The 22,905-nt window shown below is 31.1% G+C and carries 21 protein-coding genes and 1 tRNA gene; 10 read left to right on the top strand and 12 right to left on the bottom strand.

All coding sequences use genetic code 11. From position 1 onward, the window contains the following. Window positions 1-14 precede the first annotated feature (14 nt). The 4 genes from KO494_RS02240 (at window position 15) to KO494_RS02225 (ending at window position 6,131) form a co-directional block, all read left to right on the top strand. Window positions 15-2,426 (top strand): RND family transporter, encoded by a 2,412-nt coding sequence (locus KO494_RS02240; RefSeq protein ID WP_215965953.1) that lies wholly within the window; start codon window positions 15-17, stop codon window positions 2,424-2,426. A gap of 40 nt (window positions 2,427-2,466) precedes the next feature. Continuing rightward, window positions 2,467-3,900, top strand: coding sequence for an asparagine--tRNA ligase (gene asnS, locus KO494_RS02235; RefSeq protein ID WP_215965952.1), 1,434 nt, complete (start codon window positions 2,467-2,469; stop codon window positions 3,898-3,900). Window positions 3,901-4,062: 162 nt separating this feature from the next. Then, a complete protein-coding gene (rpoN, locus tag KO494_RS02230; RefSeq protein ID WP_215965951.1) occupies window positions 4,063-5,523 on the top strand; it encodes an RNA polymerase factor sigma-54 in 1,461 nt (486 codons plus the stop codon). Continuing rightward, window positions 5,523-6,131 carry a hypothetical protein gene (locus tag KO494_RS02225; RefSeq protein WP_215965950.1) on the top strand — a complete coding sequence of 203 codons (609 nt, stop codon included), beginning with the start codon at window positions 5,523-5,525 and terminating at the stop codon, window positions 6,129-6,131. The genes rpoN and KO494_RS02225 overlap by 1 nt, the downstream gene beginning before the upstream one ends. Here KO494_RS02225 and KO494_RS02220 read toward each other — a convergent pair. The 8 genes from KO494_RS02220 to KO494_RS02185 all read right to left on the bottom strand — a co-directional run bounded on the left by KO494_RS02220 (window position 6,128) and on the right by KO494_RS02185 (window position 11,389). Further along, the gene (locus tag KO494_RS02220; protein ID WP_215965949.1) at window positions 6,128-6,826 is read right to left on the bottom strand and encodes a porin family protein; all 699 of its coding nucleotides are present in this window, start codon (window positions 6,824-6,826) and stop codon (window positions 6,128-6,130) included. The two genes, KO494_RS02225 and KO494_RS02220, sit on opposite strands and share 4 nt — an antisense overlap. A gap of 62 nt (window positions 6,827-6,888) precedes the next feature. After that, a complete protein-coding gene (locus KO494_RS02215; RefSeq protein ID WP_215965948.1) occupies window positions 6,889-7,374 on the bottom strand; it encodes a biopolymer transporter ExbD in 486 nt (161 codons plus the stop codon). Between the two features lie 15 nt (window positions 7,375-7,389). Beyond that, complete coding sequence (locus KO494_RS02210) at window positions 7,390-8,022, bottom strand: biopolymer transporter ExbD (protein ID WP_215965947.1); 633 nt, start codon at window positions 8,020-8,022, stop codon at window positions 7,390-7,392. Between the two features lies 1 nt (window position 8,023). Further along, entirely contained in the window at window positions 8,024-8,461 is a 438-nt protein-coding gene (locus KO494_RS02205) for a hypothetical protein (protein ID WP_252730228.1), read from the bottom strand. Window positions 8,462-8,491: 30 nt separating this feature from the next. Then, window positions 8,492-9,262, bottom strand: a complete 771-nt coding sequence (locus KO494_RS02200) for a MotA/TolQ/ExbB proton channel family protein (protein ID WP_215965946.1) — start codon at window positions 9,260-9,262, stop codon at window positions 8,492-8,494. Between the two features lie 164 nt (window positions 9,263-9,426). Further along, a tRNA-Ser gene (locus KO494_RS02195) sits at window positions 9,427-9,514 on the bottom strand. 74 nt (window positions 9,515-9,588) lie between these two features. Then, on the bottom strand, window positions 9,589-10,620 hold the full coding sequence (locus KO494_RS02190) for an asparaginase (RefSeq protein WP_215965945.1): 1,032 nt from the start codon (window positions 10,618-10,620) through the stop codon (window positions 9,589-9,591). 1 nt (window position 10,621) lies between these two features. Beyond that, the gene (locus KO494_RS02185) at window positions 10,622-11,389 is read right to left on the bottom strand and encodes a TatD family hydrolase (protein ID WP_215965944.1); all 768 of its coding nucleotides are present in this window, start codon (window positions 11,387-11,389) and stop codon (window positions 10,622-10,624) included. 51 nt (window positions 11,390-11,440) lie between these two features. Between KO494_RS02185 and KO494_RS02180 the strand changes: the two genes are divergently transcribed. Beyond that, window positions 11,441-11,884 carry a retropepsin-like aspartic protease gene (locus tag KO494_RS02180; protein ID WP_215965943.1) on the top strand — a complete coding sequence of 148 codons (444 nt, stop codon included), beginning with the start codon at window positions 11,441-11,443 and terminating at the stop codon, window positions 11,882-11,884. Window positions 11,885-11,944: 60 nt separating this feature from the next. Beyond that, a complete protein-coding gene (locus KO494_RS02175; RefSeq protein ID WP_215965942.1) occupies window positions 11,945-12,577 on the top strand; it encodes a response regulator transcription factor in 633 nt (210 codons plus the stop codon). Between the two features lie 933 nt (window positions 12,578-13,510). Here the strand turns inward: KO494_RS02175 and odhB are convergent. Next, window positions 13,511-14,719 carry a 2-oxoglutarate dehydrogenase complex dihydrolipoyllysine-residue succinyltransferase gene (gene odhB / locus KO494_RS02170; RefSeq protein WP_215965941.1) on the bottom strand — a complete coding sequence of 403 codons (1,209 nt, stop codon included), beginning with the start codon at window positions 14,717-14,719 and terminating at the stop codon, window positions 13,511-13,513. A gap of 21 nt (window positions 14,720-14,740) precedes the next feature. Next, on the bottom strand, window positions 14,741-17,497 hold the full coding sequence (locus KO494_RS02165; protein ID WP_215965940.1) for a 2-oxoglutarate dehydrogenase E1 component: 2,757 nt from the start codon (window positions 17,495-17,497) through the stop codon (window positions 14,741-14,743). Window positions 17,498-17,612: 115 nt separating this feature from the next. Here KO494_RS02165 and KO494_RS02160 point away from each other — a divergent pair, with 115 nt between their 5' ends. Continuing rightward, window positions 17,613-18,161, top strand: coding sequence for an alpha-ketoglutarate decarboxylase (locus tag KO494_RS02160; protein ID WP_252730226.1), 549 nt, complete (start codon window positions 17,613-17,615; stop codon window positions 18,159-18,161). Window positions 18,162-18,165: 4 nt separating this feature from the next. Here KO494_RS02160 and KO494_RS02155 read toward each other — a convergent pair whose 3' ends face one another. Further along, a complete protein-coding gene (locus KO494_RS02155; protein ID WP_215965939.1) occupies window positions 18,166-18,516 on the bottom strand; it encodes a hypothetical protein in 351 nt (116 codons plus the stop codon). 76 nt (window positions 18,517-18,592) lie between these two features. Next, a complete protein-coding gene (locus tag KO494_RS02150) occupies window positions 18,593-19,567 on the bottom strand; it encodes a polyprenyl synthetase family protein (protein ID WP_215965938.1) in 975 nt (324 codons plus the stop codon). A 123-nt stretch (window positions 19,568-19,690) separates the two neighbouring features. On the opposite strand from KO494_RS02150, the gene KO494_RS02145 reads away from it, so the two are divergent. Genes KO494_RS02145 through KO494_RS02135 form a run of 3 tightly spaced genes read left to right on the top strand, consistent with a single transcriptional unit; the run spans window position 19,691 to window position 22,865 of the window. After that, window positions 19,691-20,296: a TetR/AcrR family transcriptional regulator gene (locus KO494_RS02145; RefSeq protein WP_215965937.1), complete on the top strand. Its 606-nt coding sequence runs from the start codon at window positions 19,691-19,693 to the stop codon at window positions 20,294-20,296. A gap of 6 nt (window positions 20,297-20,302) precedes the next feature. Then, entirely contained in the window at window positions 20,303-21,670 is a 1,368-nt protein-coding gene (locus KO494_RS02140) for a TolC family protein (protein WP_215965936.1), read from the top strand. A gap of 22 nt (window positions 21,671-21,692) precedes the next feature. Continuing rightward, window positions 21,693-22,865 (top strand): efflux RND transporter periplasmic adaptor subunit, encoded by a 1,173-nt coding sequence (locus KO494_RS02135; protein ID WP_215965935.1) that lies wholly within the window; start codon window positions 21,693-21,695, stop codon window positions 22,863-22,865. Window positions 22,866-22,905 lie beyond the last annotated feature (40 nt).

Below are 22,905 nucleotides of genomic sequence, written 5' to 3'. Positions count from 1 at the left end.
TTTTTAATTACACTATGTTTAAACTATTTACAAAGAGTTTTTGGGACGTTGTTGCAAGACTTATTTTACGTAATAAAATTGCCATTATCCTTGCTATTTTAATAGCTACTGTACTTCTTGCTTCACAATGGAAATACATGCGATTTACCTATACAGAAGCAAATTTATTACCTGATGATCATGAGGTAAATTTAAAATATAATAACTTTCTGGATATTTTTGGTGAAGAAGGAAACCTCATTGTTTTAGGTGTAAAAGATACTACGCTTTTTACAGTTGAAAAGTTAAACGCTTGGAACCAACTCTCGCAAAGTTTTAAAAATTTAGACGAGGTTGAAACCGTTGTATCTATTAGCGATCTTCAAAAACTTGTAAAAGATACCGAAAACCAAAAATTTGCACTAGAGCCTTTTATTAAAGACTCTATCACTTCTATTGCGCAAATTGATGTTTTGCAAGAAGAGTTATTTAAAAAATATCCTTTTTACGACAATTTTTTATTTAATAAAGACACCAAAACAGTACGTACTGCAATTTACATGAACAAAGAAATTGTAAATACTGCTGCCAGAAAAGACTTTGTTTTTGATAATCTAGTTCCTAAAATTCAAGCTTTTGAAAAGCAAACCAATTTAGATGTTAGAGTTTCTGGAATGCCTTATATAAGAACACTTAACGCACAAAATATTGTAGATGAAATTGGCCAATTTATTGGCTTAGCCCTATTGGTTACATCGCTTATTTTCTTTTTGTTTTTCAGATCCTTTAGAGCCACATTTATATCACTAATTGTAGTTTGCTTTGGGGTTATGTGGACCTTTGGTATTATTGGCTTACTAAAATATGAAATTACCGTTTTAACCGCATTGATTCCGCCTTTAATTATTGTAATTGGTATACCTAACTGTATTTTCTTAATCAATAAATACCAAAGAGAAGTAAAGCTACATGGTAATAAAGTAAGATCTTTACAGCGTGTTATTACCAAGGTAGGTAATGCAACATTAATGACTAATGTTACCACAGCATCTGGTTTTGCTACATTTATTTTAACCGAAAGTCAGCTTTTAAAAGAGTTTGGTATTGTTGCTTCTTTAAGCATTTTAGCCATTTTCATGTTATGCTTATTAATTATACCAATTATTTACACGTTTTTACCTTACCCTAAAGACAGACATTTAGAACACTTAAATAAGAAATGGATTGGTGGTTTTGTAGACTGGATAGAGCGTATGGTAAAACAAAAACGTATTACCATATACATTTCTTCTGTGGTGTTATTAACCTTAAGTTTAATTGGTATTTTTCAAATTAAAATTTCTGGTAGCCTTATTGAAGACATGTCTAAAAAAGCCGGATTCTTTCAGGATATTCGCTTTTTTGAAAAAGAATTCAATGGTATTATGCCTTTAGAAGTTTTAATAGACACCAAACGTAAAAAGGGAGTTATGAAACTTTCTACTTTAAAACGTATGGATAAACTAGAAGAAGTTATTTTAGAAACACCAGAACTCTCTAAACCAATATCTGTAGTAAGTTTAGTAAAATACTCTAAACAGGCTTATTATAATGGCAACCCTAAATATTATCAGTTGCCAACCAGTCAAGAAAATAGTTTTATCATGTCTTATGCTAAAAATTCTTCGTCTGATGTAGACTTACTTAAAAATTTTGTAGACAGTACAGGCCAATATGCACGTATCACAACTTTTATGAAAGACATTGGTACAGACAAAATGGAACGTATTGAAGAAAACCTTCAAAATAAGATAGACAAGGTTTTTCCTGAAGAAAACTTTAATGTTACCATGACTGGTAAAGCATTAGTTTTTCAAAAAGGAACCAAATACCTGGTTAAAAATTTAGCCATATCTTTATCGCTAGCCATTATACTAATAGCCTTGTTTATGGCTTATATGTTTCGTTCTTTAAGAATGATTATAATATCTTTAATACCAAACCTTTTACCTTTACTAATTACTGCAGGACTAATGGGTTATTTAGGAGTACCTATAAAACCATCTACCATATTAGTATTTAGTATTGCTTTTGGTATATCTGTAGATGATACCATTCATTTTTTAGCAAAATATAGACAAGAGTTAATTGCCAATCACTGGAAAATAAAAAAATCGGTATACGCAGCATTACGCGAAACAGGAGTAAGTATGTTTTATACTTCCATAGTATTATTCTTTGGGTTTTTAGTATTTACATTCTCTAGTTTTGGTGGTACAGTAGCTTTAGGTGCATTAGTATCTACAACCTTATTATTTGCCATGCTTTCTAACTTATTACTGTTACCTTCTTTATTACTTTCGTTAGAAAGAAGTATAGCAAACAAAGAAGTTTTACGTAAACCAGCAATAAATATTATTCCTGAAGAAAATGATGAAGATGAAAATCTAGAGGTTTCTCAAGAATAAATACAACAATAAATTATATTTGCATTCAAAATAAAATACAATGAACACTAATACAGTTTCACAATTATTAGCAAAAGACCAATTTGGTCTAGAAATAGAGATAAAAGGTTGGGTTAGAACCTTTCGTGCTAACCGTTTTATTGCCTTAAATGATGGCTCTACAATAAATAACATACAATGTGTTGTAGATTTTGAAAACACTAGCGAAGAAACGCTTAAAAGAATAACAACAGGAGCTGCTGTACATATAAAAGGAGAATTGGTAGAAAGCCAAGGTAAAGGTCAAAAAGTAGAAATAGCTGTTACCAGCATTGACATTCTTGGAGACTCTGACCCTGAAACTTACCCAATTCAGCCAAAAAAACACTCTTTTGAGTTTTTACGTGAAAATGCACACCTACGTACACGTACCAATACCTTTAGTGCTGTAATGCGTTTGCGTTCAAGCCTGTCTTTTGCCATACATAAATACTTTAATGAAAACGGCTTTTACTACATGCACACACCAATTATTACAGGTAGTGATGCAGAAGGAGCTGGTGAAATGTTTAGAGTAACTAACTTAGATGCTGAAAACCCACCACTAACCAAAGATGGTAAAGTAGATTTTAAAGAAGACTTTTTTGGTAACGAAACAAACTTAACAGTCTCTGGGCAATTAGAAGCAGAAACCTACGCCATGTCTCTTGGTAAAGTATATACTTTTGGTCCAACCTTTAGAGCAGAAAACTCTAATACTTCTCGTCATTTATCAGAATTTTGGATGATAGAACCAGAAGTTGCTTTTATGGATTTGGCTGGAAATATGGATTTAGCCGAAGATTTTATGAAATCGGTTTTAAGCTATATACTAGAAAATAACAGAGAAGACTTAGAGTTTTTAGAAAAACGCTTATTAGACGAAGAAAAAACGAAACCGCAAGCAGAGCGAAGTGAAATGAGTTTAATTGAAAAATTAAAATTTGTAATCGATAACAACTTTAAGCGTGTAAGTTATACCGAAGCAATAGATATACTTAAAAACTCAAAACCTAATAAAAAGAAAAAATTCAATTATATTATTAAAGAATGGGGAGCAGATTTACAAAGTGAACACGAACGTTTTTTAGTTGAAAAACACTTTAAATGCCCCGTAATTTTATTTGATTATCCTGCAAATATTAAAGCATTTTACATGCGTTTAAATGAAGATGGTAAAACCGTACGTGCTATGGATATTCTTTTTCCTGGAATTGGAGAAATGGTTGGTGGTAGCCAACGTGAAGAACGTTTAGAAGTTTTAAAAGAAAAAATGGCTGCTCTAGACATACCAGAAGAAGAGTTATGGTGGTACTTAGATTTACGCAAATATGGTACAGCTGTGCATTCAGGATTTGGTTTAGGTTTTGAACGTTTAGTAATGTTTGCAACAGGAATGACAAACATTCGCGACGTAATACCTTACCCAAGAACACCACAAAACGCAGAGTTTTAATTTTTATTTAAACAAAATCAAATTCATCTGTTCTTAGAACAGACGTGAATTCTGTAAATATTTTCATAAAACAATCTAGTTTTTTAATAATCTAGATTGTTTTTTTTATTTTTATATCTACTACCATTTTATACCTTAACTTGGTAAAATCAAATAAAAACAATGCTTAAACAATACTTACAATTCAAATTATCTCAAAAACTGTCGCCACAACAAATTCAATTAATGAAATTGATACAGTTGCCAACGCAAGCTTTTGAACAACGTTTAAAGCAAGAATTAGAAGAAAACCCTGCTCTTGAAGGTGGTAAAGAAGAAAAAGAGAACGACTTTGATGATGATTTTGATAATTCTAATGATGAGTACGACGATAATGAAACCATAGATACAGGAGACATTAATGTAGATGAGTATTTAAGTGATGACGAAGTACCTGATTATAGAACACAAGCCAATAACTATAGTGCAGATGATGAGGAAAAAACTATGCCTTATGCCGCAGGAACATCGTTTACACAATATTTAATAAACCAATTAAACACCTATAGATTAAGTGATGACGAACGTGATATTGCAGAGTTTCTTGTAGGTAGTGTAGATGAAAGCGGTTATATACGTAGAGAATTATCGGATATTATGGATGATTTAGCTTTTACACAAAACGTTTTCACCACAGAAGAAAAAATAAAAAAAGTATTACGAATTGTACATCAATTAGATCCTGCTGGAGTTGGAGCTAGAAATTTACAAGAATGCTTATCTATACAATTACACAGAAAAGAACAACATCCTGATGTAGCATTAGCTACTAATATCATTGACAATGCTTTTGATCAATTCACAAAAAAACACTACAAAAAGCTGTTGCAAAAATTTGATATAAGTGAACTACAACTTAAAGATGCTATTCATGAAATTGAACGCTTAAATCCTAAACCAGGAGGAAGCTATGCAGGAAATAACAGAATAGTAGAACACGTAGTACCAGATTTTGCAATAAAAATTGTAAATGGCGAATTAGAACTTACCTTAAACGGAAGAAATGCTCCAGAGCTTCATGTATCTAGAGAGTACAACAACATGCTTAAAGGCTATAAAGACACTAAAGAAAAAAGCAAATCGCAAAAAGATGCGGTTATGTTTATAAAGCAAAAACTAGATGCCGCAAAATGGTTTATTGAAGCTATTAAGCAACGCCAACAAACTCTTTTTGTAACCATGAGTTCTATTATGCATTACCAAAAAGAATATTTTTTAACAGGTGATGAGCGCAAGCTAAAACCAATGATTTTAAAAGATATTGCAGATGAAATTGAAATGGATGTTTCTACCGTTTCGCGTGTTGCAAACAGTAAATATGTAGATACTCCTTATGGTACCAAATTAATTAAAGAGTTCTTTAGTGAATCTATGACTAATGATAAAGGGGAAGAAGTTTCTACCAGAGAAATAAAAAAAATTTTAGAAACTGTAATAGAAGAAGAAAACAAAAAGAAGCCTTTAACAGATGAAGCTTTAGCTAAAATATTAAAAGAAAAAGGCTACCCAATTGCCAGACGTACTGTGGCTAAATATAGAGAACAATTAGATATTCCTGTGGCGAGATTGCGTAAGAAGATTTAATGAATTCTATTTTAAAAAGCATATCATTTATTTTTCACCCTTTAATCATGCCATTAATTGGTGTGATTTTTTACTTCTCAAAATCTCCAAGATTTATTCCTATTGAAATCATTCAAGCAAAGCTTGTATCTATTTCTATATTAACTATTATACTACCTATACTTATTTATTATTTATTAAAAACAATAGGTAAAACCCATAGCATCTACTTAAGATCTGCTAAAGAGCGTATATTACCTTTAGGTCTAAACTGTATTATAATTTATTTAATTGTAAAACGTGTTTTTCCACCAGGAGAGGTTTTAGAGCTTTATTATTTTTTTATAGGCATATTATTGTCTAATCTTACTTGCTTTATTCTAGCTATTCTAAAATTTAAAGCAAGCATACATATGATTGCTGTTTCTGGTGTTTTTATGTTTTATATTGCCTTAAGCCTACACTTTGGTATTAATATTAATGGCACATTAGCTTTAATGGCTATAATTACTGGAGCAATTGCAAGCTCAAGGTTACACTTAGAAGCACATAATTATACAGAGCTAATAGCTGGTTTTTGTATAGGTTTTTTACCACAACTTACCCTATTAAATTACTGGCTTACTTAAAGAATATAAAGCATTAAACCCAATTTAAGGGCATGCATATTTAAAGAAGTTCCATCTATTTGTGCATCCTTATTAAATATACTATTTAGTGCGTAATAAAAATGAATATTCCAGGTGTTGTAACCTGCACTTATAGTAAAACCATATTGTAATTTATTAAAGTCAGAAATATTCGTATTTTTTATGGTAGTATCTCCAATAAACTTAGAAGTGTTGGCAATTATATAGCCTAATTTTAATCCTGTATAAATTCGCCAAAACTTATATTCTGTAGCTGTAGAAGTTCGCCACCTAAACTCTAATGGCATTTCAATCATGTAGGTTGTAAACTTGTTTTTAGAATATGATGTTTCACTATCATCAATAACCGAGTAGTTATAATTGTTATCGCTATCTGTATCTATTAACATATTTTGATTAAAAGAATTAGAAGAAATTCCTAATCCTAAACCAATAGCTACATTTCTTCTGGTATTTAAAGGCATGTCTTTAATGTAGCCTAAATGAAAACCACTAGAAAAGCCACTTTGCGAAACACCGCTTGGTCTTTTTACTAGTAAGTTATAAGTAGCACCAATATAAAACTGATCTTCTTTATACAAAGAATCAACTGCTTGTGTTATGTTTTCTTCTTCTTGTGAAAAAGCATAACTAACGGTAAGCAATAGCATTAAAAGTAGAAGTGTATTTTTCATTGCAAATAAAAAAAGGCGTTAAGATTTCTCAAAACGCCTTTTAATAAAATTAAGATTTATAATTATTGTTTTAAACCTTCTAAGGCATCACCTTTTCTAGTTGTATAATTAATTTTTAATGCGTTTACTTTACGCAATTCTTGCTTAATATCTGTTACCAATCCCATGTTAGCATCACTATCTACTTTTAAAGCAGTAGTAAGAAAAGGAACTTCTTCTTCTCTTTTAGAAGCTCTTTCTGCAGCTATAAAAGCAGCAATATCACTAACATCTGCAAATTTATCATTTAACTGAATTCTTGCTTCGCTACCATATTGGCTTTTATAGTTGGTACTTGGTTTACCAGCATAAATATACATTACCAAGCTCTTTTTATCTAATTTTTCAATTTGATCTGCTTGTGGTAATTTATTCTCAATCATTAAGGTGTTTTGTCTCATAACAGTAGCCACCATGAAAAAGAATAACAGCATGAATACAATATCTGGTAAAGATGCTGTATTTACTGCTGGCATTTCGCCTCCTTTTTTCTTTTTAAATTTAGACATATATAAATTTTTTATCTAATTAGACTTCGGCTCTGCTTCTGAGAATTTTTGAGGTACTAAAGTTTTAATTTCCTCAAGTTTTACTTTAAGCTTTGCTTTGGTTCCAGGGGTTGTTCTTGGATCAGAATATGCTTTTTCTGCCTCTACAAAGTTCATATCTAAACTAGGAAACGCTCTTTTAAATTCTCTATTTCTTAACTCATTATAAGCAGCAATAATTTCATTTTGTACTGCTATATAGGTGTCATACTTAGTGGCTCTGTCATTTTGTAAAGAAATAATTGCTTTATCAAAATTATCAGACGACCTTGGATCTTTTTTTCCTTGGCAATATCTACAAGCATCGTCTCCTGTTCCTCCTCCATTATCTAGAAAAGTTACTGCAGATGCGCGTAAATCTTTTATTTCAATCACCTTTTCCTCTCCTCCAGTTTTTAAAAACAACTGATTGTTTCTATTTACCTCTAATTGGAAAATGTTTTTTTCTTTAATAATCACATCTTGATCCGATTCTTCCATAGGAGGAAGCTTTCTGTTTAAACCAGAATCTGTTTCAATTGTTGTGGTTACTAAGAAGAAAATGAGGAGCAAGAAGGCGATATCAGCCATTGATCCTGCATTAACTTCTGGTGCTGCTCTTTTTGCCATTTTATTTAATCATTTTTTTAATTCCAGATAGTAACATCGTTCCTATCGCTATAATTGCAAGTGCGTAGAACATGTACAATCCAGCTCCTACTAATTTAGAATCGCTAGCAGTAAGTACTTCACCATCTTTCATTGGTGTTTCTACTCCTGTTGCTAGAAAGTAACAAATTAAACCTACAACTAAAAAAGCACCAACACTCATTAAAGTACTCTTTAATGTATCTTTATTGGTTAATATATTTTTTAATGTAAATAGTACTACTAAAATTAGTATTAAACCTAATATAATATACGCTATATACATAAATGTATTAACGATACCATCAGATTCTCCAGCTTTAATAGCTTCATCACCTACTCCAATAATTCTAATTAGGAAGAACATGGCTATTACACCAACTACTCCTGCTATTATGGTAATTATTTTTTGTGAATTCATAATATTATTTAAAATTAGAATTAGTTAGTATTACTTCTTATATTTTGATAACATATCCATTAAGTTAATAGAAGAGTCTTCCATGTCATTAACGATACTATCAATTTTTGCAATAATGTAATTGTAAAAAATTTGAAGAATAATTGCTACTACTAATCCAAATACTGTTGTTAAAAGTGCTACTTTAATACCACCTGCTACTAATGAAGGTTGCATATCACCAGCTGCTTCAATTTTATCGAAGGCTTGAATCATACCAATTACAGTTCCCATGAACCCTAACATTGGTGCTAATGCAATAAATAAAGAAATCCAAGAAACGTTTTTCTCTAATTGCCCCATTTGTACACCACCATAAGCTACAACAGCTTTTTCAGCAGCTTCTAAGTCTCCATCTGCTCTATCTAATCCTTGATAGAAAATAGAAGCAACAGGTCCTTTTGTGTTTCTACATACTTCTTTAGCAGCGTCTAAACCACCAGATTGTAATGCATCTTCTACATTTTGAGTTAATTTTTTTGTGTTTGTTGTTGATAAGTTTAAAAAGATAATTCTTTCAATAGCGATAGCTAATCCAAGAATTAAACATAATAATACGATTCCCATAAATCCTGGTCCACCTTCTATAAATCGTGTTTTAAGTTCTTGGTGAAATCCTTCTGATTCAACTGTTGCTGCATCTGCTGCATCATCTTGAGCTGTAACAACTGTAGTTGCAATAGCGCTTGCATTTGTTGTTGCATTTACTGTTCCGAATGCCATAAAACATACTATGGCTAGAATTGAAAATAATCTTTTCATTTGTTCTTGATCTTAATTTTATTAGTTAAAGTGTTAAAGATATAAAAAAATTGCAATTAAAAAATAAAAAAAACAGTTATACAAAAGGAAACATTCAATCTATATCTCCTAATTATTGTAACACTACAAAAGAATTTTTAAGTTCGTTTATAAAAATTCTTTAGCAGAGAGGAAGGGATTCGAACCCTCGATACCCTTTTGAGGTATACACACTTTCCAGGCGTGCGCCTTCGACCACTCGGCCACCTCTCTGTATTTTTTACCTTTTATTACAGTGGCTCAAATAACAAAAAAAAGTTTAGTTGTTAAAATTTTGAAAGTTAATTTTAAGCCATTTCTCCGCGTAAAGGAGTTTCAAAGGTGATTTTGAATGTTTTAGGCATTATTTTTCGTCCGAGTAAATACATAAGTTTACAAATAGCAGCTTCTGTGGTTATGTCTTTTCCTGAGATAATTCCTATATTTTTTAGTTTTTCACTGGTTTCATACTGTCCCATTGCCACACTTCCACCAGAACATTGGGTTACATTTATTATATGTATGCCTTTTTTTATTGTTTGTTCTAACAATGTTATAAACCATTGTTCGGTTGTGCAGTTTCCTGCACCATAGGTTTCTAAAATAATTCCTTGTAAATTTTTTGTGTTAAAAATAGATTCTAAAAGTGCTTTAGAGATTCCGGGAAATAATTTTACTAAGGCTATATTTTCATTAAAATTTTTAAACACTTTTAGCTTACTTGCTTTTTTTGGTCTTAACAAATACTCTTTGTTTACTTTTAAGTGTACACCAGATTCTGCTAAGTCTGGATAATTTAATGATGCAAAAGCTTCAAAATGTTCTGCATTTATTTTTGTAGTTCTGTTAGCTCTGTATAATTTATATTCAAAATACAATCCTACTTCTTGTATAACGGGTTTGTTATTTTCTTGTAAAGCGGCTATTTGTATAGAAGTGATTAAGTTTTCTTTGGCATCTGTGCGCAAATCACCTATTGGTAATTGCGATCCTGTAAATAGAACTGGTTTACTTAAGTTTTCTAACATAAAACTTAGTGCAGATGCAGTATAACTCATAGTATCACTACCATGTAAGACCACAAAACCATCAAATTTGCTATAATTTTCTTCTATAATTGTAGCAATTTGAGACCAATATTTAAGATTCATGTTACTAGAATCTATGGGTTCTTTAAATGAAATGGTTTGAATATCACAATCTAACAGGTTAAGTTCAGGAATTCTATTAGACAAATTATTAAAATCAAAAGCACGTAAAGCTCCTGTTTTAGAGTCTTTTATCATCCCTATAGTTCCGCCTGTATAAATTAAAAGTATGTTTGGTTTTTTATGAGACATATTAAAGACTAAATATTTCTTTTGAATTTTGTGTTGTAATTGCCGCTATTTCTTCTTGAGAAACTGCATAAATTTCTGCTAGTTTTTCTAACACCTTAATAATGTAACTACTTTCATTTCTTTTTCCTCTGTATGGTTTAGGCGCTAAGTATGGTGAATCGGTTTCTAAAACAATATGCTTTAAGTCTATTTGATTTAAAAACTGATCTATTTTACCATTTTTAAAAGTAGCTACACCACCAATACCAAGTTTCATATTATAAGAAATGGCTTGATGTGCTTGTTCTAGCGTTCCTGTGAAGCAATGAAATATCCCGAAAAGGTCCGCTCCTTTTTCTTCTTCTAAAATTTCAAAAATTTCATTAAAAGCTTCTCTGCAGTGAATAACAATAGGTAATTTATACTTTTTTGCAAGTTTTATTTGATACCTAAAAGCATCTTGTTGTATGGTTAATGTACTTGTATCCCAATATAAATCAATACCTATTTCGCCTATAGCAACAAATTTTCTTTTTGCCAGCATTTCTGTTACATGTGCAAGCTCCTCTTTATAGTTTTCTTTTACAGAGGTAGGATGCAAACCCATCATTAAATGTACGTTTTCTGGAAAATCTGCTTCTAACTGCAACATAGATTGTGTATAGGTAGAGTCAATTGCCGGAATAAAAAAACGGGTAACATTAGCGTTAATAGCACGTTGAATCATTGCTTGTCTGTCTGCATCAAATGCTTCACTATATAAATGTGTATGTGTATCTGTAATTATCATTTGGTAAAAATAATTGTTTTTATAGACTATATTTGTTTTTAAAAAAAAACAATGAAAACTTTACAAGAGTTTTTAGTAAAGCAAGATTATATTAAAATAAAACTAACGCTTACAAAAACAAATCATTTTGAAATTAAAGCCTCAATAAATGGCACCAAAGGACTTTTTATTTTAGATACAGGAGCTTCTAGTTCTTGTGTTGGTTTTGAAGCTGCAGAAAATTTTAAGCTAAAAGTTAAAGATTCTGATATTAAAGCTGCAGGAGCAGGAGCTACCAATATGCTAACGCAAATCTCAAAAAAAAACAAATTAAAAATTGGTACTTGGAAGCAAGAAAAAATAGCACTTATTCTTTTTGACTTAACACATGTTAATACTGCTTTAACCAATCATAAAGCAAAACCGGTAGACGGTATTATTGGTGCAGACATATTAAAAAAGGGAAAAGCTATAATAGATTACCAAAAGAAATATTTGTATCTTAAAAAAACTTAATTTACTGTTTAAATTTCTTACATTTACAAGTAATAGCAACCATTACCTTCTCTAAAACTAATGAATACTTCTATAATAATAGCAGATGACCATCCATTAATGCTTCGAGGCATTCAAGATTTTTTAAGTGCTAAAGGATTTAACATCTTAGGAAGTGCTACAGACGGACAAGCTGCGTACAATCTTATTATTAAAGAAAAACCAGACATTGCGCTTTTAGATATAAGAATGCCACACATGACTGGTTTAGAAATAGCAGATAAGTGTAAGAAAAATAATATTGACACAAAAATAATCTTAATCACTTTTGACAAGGAAGAGGAAATTTTTGATAAAGCAAAAGCACTTGGCGTATATGGCTACATATTAAAAGAATTTGCTATTGAAGAAATTGAGACCTGTATTGCACATGTAGAAATGAATGAGCCTTACTTTAGTGAAGAAATTGCAAACTACCTCAACAAATCAACATCTAACAACACTACAAGTGTACTAGAAAACCTTACTAAGTCTGAAAAAAAAGTAGTTATGCTTATAGCGGAAAACATGACTAGCCAAGAAATTGCAGACAAATTATATATTTCTGTTAGAACCATTGAAAAGCACCGTTCTAATATAGTTGCCAAACTAAAACTTGACAATAAACCCACAGCACTTTCTGTATGGGCAAACCTAAATAAAGATCATTTTTAAAAAATACGTAGAACTACGTATTTTTTTTACCCTTAGTATAGCATACATTTACACTGCTATTAAATCAGTTCTAAGGGGAACTTTTAAAGGCTCTAGTTTTTTTACTAGAGTCTTTATTTGTTAGTAAAACACTTACTTTAAAAAATACGTAGAACTACGTATTTTTTATTTCATAAACATATCTTACCTTTATAATGCTATTAATCGGTTCTTAAGGGAGAATTGTTAAAGGCTCTAGTTTAATTTAAACTAGAGCCTTTATTTTTATTTATATATTCTTGTTTTATAAAAATACGTAGAACTACGTATTTTTTATTTATTCAACTTACTCTATATTTACACTATGCTATTAATTAGTTTTTAGGGAAAATTATTTTTGCAAGAAAACTCTACTTGGTTACCATGTAGAGTTTTCGCTTTTTATAGCAACTCCTAAAAGTATTATTTTGTAAATAATTACGCACCTAAAAGCTTATACTTCGCTTTTGTATTTTTTTTAAATAGAAAAGCTAAATTATTCTTTTTGCAATTAAAAATGAAACAAACAAAACAATATCAAATACTTAGGTGGTTTTGTAAGAAAAATTATGCAATATTATTTTTGTAAAAAAATACGTATAACTACGTATTTTTTTTTTGACTTATCTATTCTATATTTACAATGCTATTTATCAACGACTTATAAACTTACAAACTGTATAATTAAAAAACTACAGTAATTAAATTAGAAAAGAAAATGGAAAATACACTAGAAATGGACAACAAATTAAATTTTACAAACAAACTACTTATTGCTGGTTTAGTTATTCTAATTATTGCAGTTATATTAGTTAATATTTACGTAAATATCTTGTAGTTTTACCTTTAGTTATTAATCAAAAAAAAAAAGCGCAATTTTAAAAAATTGCGCTTTTTTTTTATTGTTTAAAAACATTACATTTCTAAAGCTTTCTTTATATCGTTATTCATTAACAGTTCTACAGGATTTTCTAAAGCTTCTTTAATAGCTACTAGGAAACCAACAGATTCTTTACCATCAATAATTCTATGATCATAAGATAATGCTAAATACATCATTGGGTGAATTTCTACTTTACCATCAACAGCTATTGGTCTTTCAATAATATTATGCATTCCTAAAATTCCACTTTGAGGAGGATTAATAATAGGAGTAGATAACATACTTCCAAAAACACCACCATTAGTAATGGTAAATGTTCCACCTGTCATTTCATCTACAGTAATTTGACCATCTCTAGCACGAAGCGCTAAACGTTTTACTTCAGACTCCACACCTCTAAAAGTTAAGTTTTCAGCATTTCTAATTACTGGAACCATTAAACCTTTAGGTCCTGATACAGCTATACTAATATCACAAAAATCAAAAGAGATCATTTCTTTACCATCCATCATTGAATTTACAGCTGGATACATTTTTAAAGCTCTAACCACTGCAAGAGTAAAGAAACTCATAAAGCCTAAACCAACTCCGTGTTTTGCTTTAAAGTCTTCTTTATATTGTTTACGTAGCTCAAAAATTGGTGTCATGTTAGCTTCGTTAAACGTAGTTAACATTGCTGTTGTATTTTTCACTTCTACCAAACGTTCGGCTACTTTACGACGTAACATAGATAGTTTAGAGCGAGATTCTCCTCGAGATCCACCAGTAGGTGTTCCCATAGATGGCACAGCTTTAACTGCATCTTCTTTAGTTACTCTACCATCTTTACCTGTTCCTTTTACAGCAGCTGCATCTATACCTTTTTCTGCTAAAATCTTTTTTGCTGCAGGACTTGCGGTTCCTGTTGCATAAGTTTCAGCCTTAGGTGCTTCTACTTTTGGTGCTTCGGCCTTTGGAGCCTCAGATTTTGGTGCATCTGGTGTAGCTCCTCCTTCTGGTTTTGCTGCACTTGTATCTATTAAACATACTACTGCACCTACAGCAACAGCGTCTCCTTCTTCTGCTTTAAAGGTAATAGTACCACTTGCTTCTGCAGGAAGTTCTAAAGTTGCTTTGTCGCTATCTACTTCTGCAATAGCTTGGTCTTTTTCTACATAATCACCTTCTTCAACTAACCATGTTGCTATTTCTACTTCTGTAATAGATTCTCCTGGTGAAGGAACTTTCATTTCTAAAATCATGCTCTATAATTTTATTTTATATTATCTCTGATTATTTTTTGTTTTGTCAAACACGAAATCAATTACTTCCTGATGACGTTTTTTAGATCTTACAGAACTACCAGCTGCTGGTGCACCATAAGGTCTTCTACTTGCTACTCTAAATGTTTTAGCTTCGTCTAAATGCATTAACATATGGCTATAAGCTCCCATATTTCTTGGTTCTTCTTGAGCCCAAACAACATCCTCTGCGTTGTTATATTTACTTAATACCTGACGAATATTTTCTATTGGTAATGGAAATAATTGTTCTATACGTACTAAAGCTACATCTTCTCTTTGTAACTTTTCTTGTTCTTCTAATAAATCGTAATAGAACTTTCCGGTTACAAAAACCAATGTTTTTACTTTTTCTGCTTTCGCTTTTTTATCATCTATTAGCATCTGGAAACTTCCGTTTGCTAATTCAGCAACACTAGATACTACTAATGGATGACGTAATAAACTTTTAGGTGTAAATACAATTAAAGGTTTTCTAAAATTAGCTTTCATTTGTTTACGTAACAAATGGTACATATTTGCTGGTGTAGTACAGTCTACAACAAACATATTATCTTTAGCACAAAGCTGTAAGTATCTTTCCATTCTTGCAGAAGAGTGTTCTGCTCCTTGACCTTCATAACCATGTGGTAACAACATTACCAAACCGTTTTGTAGTTTCCATTTATCTTCTGCTGCAGAGATATATTGGTCTAGCATAATTTGTGCTCCATTACTAAAGTCACCAAATTGCGCTTCCCAAATGGTTAGTGTTTTAGGGCTTGCCATAGCATAACCATAATCAAAACCTACAACACCATATTCTGATAACAAGGAATTAAAAATAAAGAATTTTCCTTGTGTGTCACTTATATTATTGTGTAATATAATTTCTTCTTCGCTGTCTTCTACTTTTACAACGGCATGTCTGTGAGAAAAAGTTCCTCTTTCAACATCTTGACCAGAAATTCTAACATCATATCCTTCTTCTAAAAGAGTTCCGTATGCTAAATGTTCTGCCATTGCCCAATCTAACCTATTCTCATCAAACATGGTTTGTCTAGATTCGATAAGACGAGAAATTTTACGAATGAATTTTTTATCTTTAGGAAGATTAGCAAGCACTTTCGTGATTTTTGCTAATTCTTCTGTAGCATAGGTAGTATCTACCGCTTGCATCATTCCGTCTTCTTGTACCGTAGTATAGTTTTCCCATTCATTACTCATAAATGGTGTAATTTCTGTTGTTTTATCTTTACGAGAATCTTCTAATTTTTCTTCTAAAGAATTTTTATAATCTTCTTCTAATTTTAAAACATAAGAATTATCAATAATACCTTCAGCAATTAATTTTGCTGCATAAATATCTCTAGGATTTTTGTGTTTTGCAATAGCTTTATATAGTAAAGGCTGTGTAAATTTAGGCTCATCACCTTCATTATGTCCATATTTTCTATACCCTAATAAATCTATAAAAACATCCCGTTTAAATTTCATTCTAAAATGAAGCGCAAATAAAACGGCGTGTACCACAGCTTCTACATCATCTGCATTAACATGTAATACAGGAGATAGCGTTACTTTACCAACATCTGTACAGTAAGTACTAGATCTTGCATCTAAGTAATTGGTTGTAAACCCTATTTGATTATTTACTACAATATGAATGGTTCCGTTTGTTTTGTAACCATCTAATTGAGCCATTTGTACAATTTCATACACCAAACCTTGTCCTGCAATTGCAGCATCACCATGTACTACTATAGGTAATACTTGCGATGGGTTTTCTGGGTATTTATCGTCTTGCTTAGCTCTTGTTATACCTTCTACTACTGCTCCTACCGTTTCTAAATGCGAAGGGTTAGGTGCAATATTTAAGTTTATTTTTTTTCCTGAGTCTGTTACTCTATCACTGGTCCAACCAAGGTGATATTTTACATCTCCATCAAAAACTTCTTGTTCGTAATCTTTACCATCAAACTCACTAAAAATATCTTTAGCAGATTTACCAAAAATATTTGTAAGTGTACTTAAACGACCACGATGAGCCATACCCATTACAAATTCTTTTACATCGTATTCTGATGCTTTTTCAATTAAGGCATCTAATGCAGGAATTAAAGACTCTCCTCCTTCTAAAGAGAAACGTTTTTGACCTACATATTTAGTATGTAAAAAACTTTCAAAGGAAACCGCTTCGTTTAATTTTTTAAGTATGTGTTTTTTTTCGTCTGCAGAAAAATTTGGTTGGTTATCATTAACGCTCAATTTACTTTGAAGCCACTCCTTACGTTCTACATTTCTAATGTACATATACTCAACACCTATAGAGTCACAATAAATAGCTTCTAAATGGTTGCGTATTTCATGAAGTGTTTTGGCTCCTATACCTATAGTTTCTCCTGCATTAAAAACAGTACCTAAGTCTGCTTGTGATAAACCGAAATTTTCTATTTCAAGCGTTGGCGCGTATTTACGCCTTGCTCTTACAGGGTTTGTTTTAGTAAATAAATGACCTCTGGTTCTGTAACCATCTATTAGTTTTACAACTTGAAATTCTTTTTGAACATGTTCTGGTATTTGAACAGAAACATTTTCTACAATTTCACCTTCCATGCCATAGTTTTCACTACCAAAGTCGTAACCTTGAAAAAAGGCCCTCCAACTTGGCTCTACAGAGTCAGGGTTTTGTAAATATTGGTCGTATAATTCAGCAAAGTATGCTGTATGTGCTGCGTTTAAAAAGGAATATTTATCCATTATTTTCTTTGAAAGAATCTAGCTTCAACAAAATTTCTTCAAAAATACAACATTTACTAAAAATAGATGTAGTTTTATTATATTTATAACATGAAATTTAACATTTTTAATAATTATGAATAAATCTACCTCTTTAGCGTATAAAATTATTGCTTTTTTTGTGTTTACTTGTTTTTTCGCAACATCTGCTAAAGCGCAAGATAATAATGTGAAACAAAAGAGTGCATTTTGGCAAAAAGTTCGCTTTGGTGGTGGAATTGGTTTAAGTACTAGCAACAATATTTTTAGTGCTACATTAGCTCCTAGTGCTATTTATCAATTTAACAACACCTTTGCTCTTGGTGTAGGTTTAAGTGGTTCTTACCTAAGAAACAAAAACACATTAAGAAAATATAAATCTACAATTGTAGGCGGTAGTATAATAGGACTGTACAATCCTATAAATGAAATACAGATTTCTGGTGAATTAGAACAAAATAATGTGAGTAGAAATTTTGACGACTCTAGTTATAGCGATGAAAACTATTGGTCACCTGCTCTTTTTATTGGCGCTGGTTACAGAACAAGAAATATTACCATTGGTGTAAAATACGATTTACTATTTGATGATAACAAAAGCATTTATGCAAACGCATGGTCTCCTTTTGTTAGAGTGTATTTTTAATAAATTAACTGTATTTATTTTTAAACCATACTTTTTGCCATTCGCGTTTTAATATTAAAAACACCACATCTTCTGCCAGCTTAACAGTATCATTACCGCTTAACTCTTTGACTTGTTTTTCTGGCACATCTATTATATAAAGTAGGTTTAAATAATCTGCAAATTTTTCTTGAATAAGCCTATACACCTCTTCATGAAGCAATATTTTTAAACTTGAAGGTACTATTTCTTCATCAAAATCTAAGTCTATATTAGCAAAAAGAAAATCTTTATTAAGTTGCTGTATTAGTTTTTTATAAAGCTCCAGGCTATTTGCTTCTTCTATTAAATCATTAAAGGTTAAAGGTAGCTTCATTTGTATCCTTCCTGTTAACAGGCTTCTATTTTAATTTAGTTTCTATGAATAAGACTCCTATATTTCTGGGAGGAAATTAAACCGTTCTATTCATTAATTGATTACCAAACTGTATTAATGCCGTTTTGTTTTCTTCAGAAATATTTAAATTTTCTAAAACTGAAAACGCTTTGTTTGTATACATTTCAATGGCTTGTTTGGTAGCTTTGGCAGAACCACTTGTGATAAAAATTTCTTTTGTGGCTTCAATTTTATCTGAAGCATCTTTAGGGTTTATACTAAACAAATGCTGCAACTGTATTTGATCTTCTGCAGAAGAAAACTCTAATGCTTTTAAATATAAATAGGTTTTTTTATTTTCAATAATATCTCCCCCTACTTGTTTACCAAAAGTTTTAGGATCTCCAAAAGCGTCTAAATAATCATCTTGTAATTGAAAAGCAATACCCAAGTTTTTACCAAATTGATAAACCATGTTTTGGTCTTCTTCTGTAGCCTGCGCAACAATAGCTCCCATTTGCATAGCAGCACCAACCAAAACAGCGGTTTTGTATTCAATCATTTTTAAATATTCTGCAATAGTAACATCATCACGCGTTTCAAAATCTACATCATATTGTTGTCCTTCGCAAACCTCTAATGCTGTTTTACTAAACAGTTTAGCCAAAGCCTGAAAAGTTTCTGGATTATAGTTTTCAAAAAGTTGATATGCTAAAATTAACATTGCATCACCAGAAAGAATACCTGTATTTACATTCCATTTCTCGTGCACTGTTTCTTTACCTCTGCGCAAAGGAGCATCATCCATAATATCATCATGAACTAAAGAGAAATTATGAAAAACTTCAATACTTAAAGCAGCATCTAAGGCTTTATTATAATCACTATTAAAGATTTCTGCTGTCATTAAAGTTAAAACAGGACGCAATCTTTTTCCACCTAACTCTAATATATAATGAATAGGGTTATATAGTGTTTCTGGCTCGCGTTTAGAAACAAATTTCTCTAAATAGGAAACAAATGCTTCTTGGTAAAATAGAATATTTTGCATCCTGCAAAAATAAGTGAATTATAAAAAAACAAAGCTATTCTTTAAGTAAATGTTAGAAAATTATTAAAACCAAGGAAACTTTTTTGGTTTTTAAAGTTTCCTAATGTACATTTGCACCAAATTATGAGAGAAAAAATAATACAGAAATCAGGAGAACTCTTCTTAAAACTAGGTTTTAAAAGTGTTACCATGGATGACATAGCCAATGAATTAGGTATGTCAAAAAAAACAATTTACCAGCATTTTGAAAACAAAACCAAATTAATTGAAACCACTACAATAAATATATTTAATACTATTTGTGGAGGCATTGATTGTATTTGTAAAACATCACAAAACCCCATTGAAGAATTATATGAAATCAAAATGTACGTGATGCAGAACTTACAAAATGAGAAAACCTCACCACAGTTTCAATTAAAAAAATACTACCCTAAAATTTATCAAAACTTACAAGGCAAGCAATTTGATAAAATGCATAAAACAGTACAAAAAAGCCTAAAAAAAGGGGTAGAAACCGGTTTATTTAGAAAAAACATTGATGTAGACTTTACATCCAGACTATACTTTAATGGTATGGCAGGTATAAAAGATGAAACCATTTTTCCTAGTCAAAAATTCACCATGGATTATCTTATGGAAAGCTATTTAGAATATCACTTAAGAGCCATTTGTAGTGAAGAAGGCTTACTCACTTTAAACAAATTCATAAAAACCAATCAATCATAAAAACGAATGAAAAAAAGAATCACACTTCTATTCTTTTTAATAACAGCGGTAGTTTTTTCGCAAGAAAAAGCAACAAGCTTTAGTTTGCAAGAGGCAATAGATTATGCTTTAGAAAATAATAGAACGGTAAAAAATGCTGCTCGAGATATTAAGGCCGCAGAATTACAAAAATGGGAAACTACAGCAACTGGTTTACCTCAACTTAACGCAAGCGTAGATTACCAAAACTGGTTAAAACAACAAGTATCGCTTCTTCCTGCTAGTTTATTATCCGACGCAACAAGAAATGAATTAGGGCTAGGAGTTAATGATCAATTTCCTGCTGTATTTGGCACAAAACAAAGTACTACAGCTACCGCAACATTAACACAAAAATTATTTGATGGTTCTTATTTAGTAGGCTTACAATCTGCCAAAGTATATTTAGAAATTTCTAAAAATGCAAAAGAAAAAACCGATTTAGAAGTAAGAAAAGCAGTAATAAATGCCTACGGAAACGTATTACTTACAGAAGAAACCATTGCTGTTTTAAACCGAAACATAACTGTTTTAGAAAAAAACATTTTTGAAATCACTAAAATATATGAAAATGGTTTAGAAGAAGAAGAAAGCGTAGAACAACTTCAAATTACACTTTCTGGAGTACAAAGCCAATTGCAAAACACCCTAAGATTAAAAAAACTGGCGTACCAAATGTTTAATATTACAGTTGGTCTAAATGTAAATACACCTAGCACTTTAACAGACAACCTAGAAGGCTTAGCTAACTTTAATACGGTTATAAGCCTACTAGATGCAGATGAAAATGTAGAAAATAATGTAGATTACAAAATAGCTGCAAACGATAAAACCGCTAAAGAGTTATTGCTTAAACTAGAAAAAAGTAAAGCATTACCAACTTTAGATGCTTTTATAAACGGAGGCTATGCAGCTTACAATGAAAAGTTTCACTTTACAAACAGCGACCAAAAATGGTTTGGTTCTTCCTTATTTGGTGTAAGCTTAAACATACCAATATTTAGCTCTGGTATGCGTAGCGCTTCTACACAAAGAGCAAAAGTAAACCTTGAAAAAGCACAAGATGATTTAACAGAAACACAACAACAACTAAAACTACAAATTGCTGCTGCTAAAAGTGATTACCAGTTTGCAATGGAAGATTATCAAAACAAAAAATCGAACCTTAATCTTGCAGAACGTATTGAGCAAAAAAATCAAATCAAATTCTTTGAAGGTATCTCTTCAAGTTTCGATTTACGTCAAGCACAAACTCAACTGTACACAGCACAGCAAGAACTATTACAAGCTATGCTAGATGTTATAAACAAAAAAGCAGAACTAGAAACTGCTTTAAATGAAATACCTAAAAACTAAAACAACCAGAAAATACATTATAATGAAAAATATATATTCACTATTCTTACTTACCCTTTTAATGGTTTCCTGTGGAGGAGAGAAAAAGAAAAATTCTGTAGAAAATATTTTAGCTACTGAAAATCTAGAAAAAATAAGAGCCAAACGTACAGAATTGGTAGATGACCAAAAGGTAATACATGATAAAATCACATTGCTAGATCAAGTAATTTCTAAACTAGATACGGTTAGAAAAGTACCATTAATAACCACATTTACAGCAAAACATGAAGTATTTAAACATGTTCTAGAAATTCAAGGTAATGTAACTACCAAAAACCTTATTGTAATACACCCAGAGTACAATGGTATACTTACTAAAATATACGTAAAAGAAGGGCAAAAAGTTACCAAAGGACAACTGCTAGCAAAAATTGATGATGGTGGACTAAGCCAACAACTAACACAGTTACAAATTCAAGCAGATTTAGCTAAAACCACTTTTGAGCGCCAAGAAAGACTTTGGAATCAAAAGATAGGAAGTGAAATACAATATTTACAAGCAAAATCTAATTACGAAGCACAAACACAAGCAGTAAACCAATTACAACAACAACTAAACAAAACCAATGTTATAGCTCCCTTTTCTGGAACCATAGATGATGTTATTACAGAACAAGGTAGTGTTGTTGCTGCAGGACAATCGCCTCTAATAAGAATTGTTAATCTGGAGGAAATGTATATAGAAACAGATGTACCAGAAGCGTATATAGCGAATATTACAAAAGGAAAAGAAGTTACTGCAGAGTTTCCTATTTTAGGAAAAACAGTTGCTACTAGCATTCGTCAGGCAGGAGATTATATAAATCCTGCAAATCGTACTTTTAAAATAGAAGTTGCTATTCCTAATAAGGATAAATCTATAAAACCAAACTTAACAGCTAAGCTTAAAATTAACGATTACACTAATGAAACAGCAATATTAATCCCACAAAGTATTATATCTGAAAATGCAGAAGGCGAGCAATATGTTTATGTTGTAAACGATAAAAAAAACAACAAAGAAGGTATTGCTAAAAAAATCATTATTAAAACAGGAAGAACACAAGGCGACGTTATTGAAGTTTTAGAAGGTATTGAAAATGACGCAGAAATTATTAAAGAAGGTGCTCGTAGCGTAAAAGATGGACAAACCGTTAAAGTGATTAATTATTAAAAAAGTTTAGAGTTTATAGGTTTATTAAAAACATAAAGCC

The organism is Lacinutrix sp. C3R15 (assembly GCF_018860825.1).
GTDB lineage: Bacteria > Bacteroidota > Bacteroidia > Flavobacteriales > Flavobacteriaceae > Oceanihabitans.
This window is presented reverse-complemented; position numbering and strand designations above follow the sequence as displayed.

Bases quoted from the DNA above. Each gene is read 5' to 3' on its own strand.
- KO494_RS02240 (WP_215965953.1), top strand. From the start codon at position 15: ATGTTTAAACTATTTACAAAGAGTTTTTGGGACGTTGTTGCAAGACTT.
- asnS (WP_215965952.1), top strand. From the start codon at position 2,467: ATGAACACTAATACAGTTTCACAATTATTAGCAAAAGACCAATTTGGT.
- rpoN (WP_215965951.1), top strand. From the start codon at position 4,063: ATGCTTAAACAATACTTACAATTCAAATTATCTCAAAAACTGTCGCCA.
- KO494_RS02225 (WP_215965950.1), top strand. From the start codon at position 5,523: ATGAATTCTATTTTAAAAAGCATATCATTTATTTTTCACCCTTTAATC.
- KO494_RS02220 (WP_215965949.1), bottom strand. From the start codon at position 6,826: ATGAAAAATACACTTCTACTTTTAATGCTATTGCTTACCGTTAGTTAT.
- KO494_RS02215 (WP_215965948.1), bottom strand. From the start codon at position 7,374: ATGTCTAAATTTAAAAAGAAAAAAGGAGGCGAAATGCCAGCAGTAAAT.
- KO494_RS02210 (WP_215965947.1), bottom strand. From the start codon at position 8,022: ATGGCAAAAAGAGCAGCACCAGAAGTTAATGCAGGATCAATGGCTGAT.
- KO494_RS02205 (WP_252730228.1), bottom strand. From the start codon at position 8,461: ATGAATTCACAAAAAATAATTACCATAATAGCAGGAGTAGTTGGTGTA.
- KO494_RS02200 (WP_215965946.1), bottom strand. From the start codon at position 9,262: ATGAAAAGATTATTTTCAATTCTAGCCATAGTATGTTTTATGGCATTC.
- KO494_RS02190 (WP_215965945.1), bottom strand. From the start codon at position 10,620: ATGTCTCATAAAAAACCAAACATACTTTTAATTTATACAGGCGGAACT.
- KO494_RS02185 (WP_215965944.1), bottom strand. From the start codon at position 11,389: ATGATAATTACAGATACACATACACATTTATATAGTGAAGCATTTGAT.
- KO494_RS02180 (WP_215965943.1), top strand. From the start codon at position 11,441: ATGAAAACTTTACAAGAGTTTTTAGTAAAGCAAGATTATATTAAAATA.
- KO494_RS02175 (WP_215965942.1), top strand. From the start codon at position 11,945: ATGAATACTTCTATAATAATAGCAGATGACCATCCATTAATGCTTCGA.
- odhB (WP_215965941.1), bottom strand. From the start codon at position 14,719: ATGATTTTAGAAATGAAAGTTCCTTCACCAGGAGAATCTATTACAGAA.
- KO494_RS02165 (WP_215965940.1), bottom strand. From the start codon at position 17,497: ATGGATAAATATTCCTTTTTAAACGCAGCACATACAGCATACTTTGCT.
- KO494_RS02160 (WP_252730226.1), top strand. From the start codon at position 17,613: ATGAATAAATCTACCTCTTTAGCGTATAAAATTATTGCTTTTTTTGTG.
- KO494_RS02155 (WP_215965939.1), bottom strand. From the start codon at position 18,516: ATGAAGCTACCTTTAACCTTTAATGATTTAATAGAAGAAGCAAATAGC.
- KO494_RS02150 (WP_215965938.1), bottom strand. From the start codon at position 19,567: ATGCAAAATATTCTATTTTACCAAGAAGCATTTGTTTCCTATTTAGAG.
- KO494_RS02145 (WP_215965937.1), top strand. From the start codon at position 19,691: ATGAGAGAAAAAATAATACAGAAATCAGGAGAACTCTTCTTAAAACTA.
- KO494_RS02140 (WP_215965936.1), top strand. From the start codon at position 20,303: ATGAAAAAAAGAATCACACTTCTATTCTTTTTAATAACAGCGGTAGTT.
- KO494_RS02135 (WP_215965935.1), top strand. From the start codon at position 21,693: ATGAAAAATATATATTCACTATTCTTACTTACCCTTTTAATGGTTTCC.